1 protein-coding gene is annotated in these 3,678 nt (G+C 72.6%); it reads left to right on the top strand.

Annotated elements, in window-relative coordinates; all coding sequences use genetic code 11:
• A partial coding sequence (locus HMPREF0975_RS04640) for a beta-ketoacyl synthase N-terminal-like domain-containing protein (protein ID WP_009232983.1) occupies positions 1-3,678 on the top strand: 3,678 nt, incomplete at both ends.

Genomic DNA, 3,678 nt, shown 5'->3' with positions numbered 1-3,678 from the left:
GGCCGGTGGACGACCTGCCCTTCGGCGCGACCGACGCTCTGACGGTGCTGCTGGCCCACGCCGCACGCATCCGCCCCGAGCAGATCGGCGCCACCGACACCACCGAGACGCTCACCAACGGTGTCTCCTCGCGCCGCAACCAGCTCCTCATGGACCTGGGCACCGAGCTCGAGCTCGCCTCCATCGACGGCGCCGCCGACGCCGACATGACGGCCCTGGCCGCCACGGTCGCCAAGGGCGCTCCCGGCTACAAGGCCTTCGGACCGGTCCTCACCGAGGCCATCCGTGTGGGCCTGGGCCGCCTCCTGGGGCCCTCCGGCGTACGCGCCTCCCGGATCGCCGACCGTCTCACGGGCACCTGGGGCCTGGGGCAGGGCTGGGTCTCCCACGTGACCGCCGCACTGTTCCTGGGCACCCGCGAGGGCACCTCGATGCGCGGCGAGGACCTGGCTTCGCTGGGTTCCTCATCGCCACTGACCAGCGCCGGGGCCGTCGACACCCTCATCGACGCCGCCGTTCAGGCCGTCGCCGCCGACCACGGTGTTGCCGTCTCCAAGCCGAGCGCCGGTGGCGCCGGCGGGGCAGTCGTCGACTCTGCCGCTCTGGACGCCTTCGCCCAGAGCGTCACCGGAGATGAGGGTGTCCTGGCCACCACGGCCCGTACCCTCCTGGATGCCCTGGGCCTGACCGAGAAGGCCACCGTCCCGGCTGACGCCGACGACGAGGCCGCCCGCACTAGGGCCGCCCTGGCGGCCCTGGATGCCGAGCTCGGCGCCGGATGGGTCAAGTCCGTCACCCCGGTCTTCACCCCCGAGCGGGCCGTCCTCATCGACGACCGCTGGGCCACGGCCCGCGAGGATGTCGCCCGTCTCGGCTCCGGCGAGACCGACCTGGAGGCCTCCCGCCGTCTCCTTGCCCCCGAACGCTTCGTGGGCCTGGGGCGGGCGGTGGCCGACCACGCCACCTGGTGGGCGAAGCAGGTTAAGGGCTCCGAACTGGCCGATGCCGCCGAGCGCACCGCCATCCTGACTGAGATCGCCCAGGCGGCGCCGAAGGCCCCCCAGGCCGGTGCACCCACGGTCCGCTGGTCCGAGGACGTGGCTGTCGTCACCGGCGTGGCCCCCGGCTCCATCGCCGCGGCCGTCGTCGGGGAGCTCCTGGCCGGAGGTGCCACCGTGGTGGCCACCAGCTCGCGACTGACCCATGAGCGACTGGAGTTCGCCACCACCCTCTACCGCGAGCACGCCGCGGCCGGCGCCAAGCTCTGGATGGTTCCGGCGAACCTGTCCTCCTACCGTGACGTCGACGCCCTGGCGGAGTGGATCGGCAACGACCAGGTGGTCACCTCCGGCGGATCCACCAAGGTCGTCAAGGCGGCCCTGGTCCCCACCCTCCTGTTCCCCTTCGCCGCACCGCGCGTCTCCGGCACGCTGGCCGACGCCGGACCGGCTGCTGAGTCCCAGACCCGACTGCTGCTGTGGTCGGTGGAGCGCACCATCGCGGCCCTGAGCGCGATTGGCACCGACACCCACGTCGACCACCGCCTCCACGTGGTGCTGCCCGGGTCCCCGAACCGGGGCATCTTCGGCGGTGACGGTGCCTATGGCGAGGTCAAGTCCGCCCTGGACGCGATCGCCAACCGCTGGTCCTCCGAGCGGGCCTGGGCCCAGCGCGTGACGCTGGCCCACCCGCGCATCGGTTGGGTCAGGGGCACCGGCCTCATGGGCGGCAACGACCCGCTGGTCGCCGCCGTCGAGGCCGCCGGCGTGCGCACCTGGACCACCGAGGAGATCGCCTCCGAGCTGACCGATCTGTGCACCACCGAGGTGCGCACGCGCGCCGCCCAGGCTCCCGTGGACGCTGATCTCACCGGTGGGCTGGGCGACGGCATCGATCTGGTCGCTCTGCGTGAGAACGCCGCTGCCCAGGCGGCCGCACCCGTGCAGGAGAGCGAGGCCCCGGCCGTCATCAAGGCGCTGCCCACCCCGGTCGTCCCGACCCAGCCCACCGCCCCCCAGTGGGGCGAGGTGAGCGCCGACCTCGATGACCTCGTCGTCATCATCTCCACCGGCGAGGTCTCCACCTGGGGCTCGGGACGCACGCGCCGCGAGGCCGAGCTGGGCATGAGCGGCGGGGAGGACGTCGACCTGACCGCCGCGGGCGTCCTCGAACTGGCCTGGGGCATGGGCCTGCTCACCTGGCAGGACAGCCCCAAGGCCGGCTGGTATGACACCGACGGCGAGATGGTCGAGGAGTCCGACATCCTGGAGCGCTACCGTGACGAGGTCGTGGCCCGCTGCGGTATCCGCCAGTTCGTCGACGACGGCGTCATCGCGCCGATCGCCGACGAGGAGGTCACCGTCTACCTCGACCGCGACATCACCCTGTCAGTTCCCGATGAGGCCACGGCCCGCACCATCGAGGCCTCCGACCCCGAGCACACGCTCGTGGTCCCCGACGCCGAGACCGGCGAGTGGACCGTCACCCGCCTGGCTGGCTCGCTGGCCCGGGTACCGCGCCGCGCCGCCCTGTCCCGCACGGTCGGTGGCCAGTTCCCGCGCGACTTCGACCCGGAGCGCTGGGGCATCCCCGCCTCGATGACCCAGGGCATGGACCCGATCGCCTCGTGGAACCTGGTCACGGCCGTCGACGCCTTCCTGTCGGCCGGTTTCACCCCGGCCGAGCTGCTCAAGGCGGTCCACCCCTCCGACGTGGCCTCCACTCAGGGCACCGGGTTCGGCGGCATGGAGTCGATGCGCAAGATGTTCGTCGGCCGGTTCCTGGGGGAGGAGCGTCCCAGTGACATCCTCCAGGAGGCCCTGCCCAACGTCGTGGCCGCCCACGTCATGCAGTCCTACATCGGCGGTTACGGCGCCATGGTCCAGCCGGTGAGCGCTTGCGCCACCGCGGCCGTCTCCATCGAGGAGGGCTGGGACAAGATCGCCCTGGGCAAGGCCGACGTCGTCGTAGCAGGCGCCATCGACGACATCTCGATCGAGTCCGTGGTCGGCTTCGGCAACATGAACGCCACCGCGGAGGCCGCGGCCATGCGCGCCAAGGGTATTTCCGACCGCCACTTCTCGCGCGCCAACGACCGCCGTCGCGGTGGCTTCGTGGAGGCCGAGGGCGGTGGCACGGTGATCCTGGCCCGCGGCTCGGTAGCGGCCCAGTTGGGTCTTCCGGTCGCCGGTGTGGTCGGCTTCGTCTCCTCCTACGCCGACGGCGCCCACACCTCGATCCCGGCTCCGGGTCTGGGCGCTCTGGGCGCCGGCCGTGGCGGGCGCGACTCGCGCCTGGCCAAGGCTCTGGCGGCCCTGGGCGTGGAGGCCGACGACATCGCATTGGTCTCCAAGCACGACACCTCCACCGGCGCCAACGACCCCAACGAGTCCGAGCTCCACACGCGTCTGGCGCGCGCCCTGGGGCGCTCCGAGGGCAACTCGCTGGTGGCGGTCTCGCAGAAGACCATCACCGGTCACGCCAAGGGCGGTGCCGCGGTCTTCCAAGTCGCGGGCCTGACCGAGATCCTCGCCTCCGGCGTGGCTCCCGGCAACGCCTCGCTGGATGTCGTCGACGCCCCGCTGGCCAAGGACGCCTTCTGGGTGTGGCCGCGCAGGCCCATCCGCCTGGCCGGCCGCGGCGGCAAGGACGGACGAGTCCCGGGCGCCGGCCCGGTGC

The sequence above is a fragment of the Actinomyces sp. oral taxon 849 str. F0330 genome, assembly GCF_000239715.1.
In the GTDB taxonomy this organism is placed as follows: domain Bacteria; phylum Actinomycetota; class Actinomycetes; order Actinomycetales; family Actinomycetaceae; genus Actinomyces; species Actinomyces johnsonii.
Note: the sequence above shows the minus strand (reverse complement) of the source record. Positions and strands in the feature narration are given on the sequence as shown.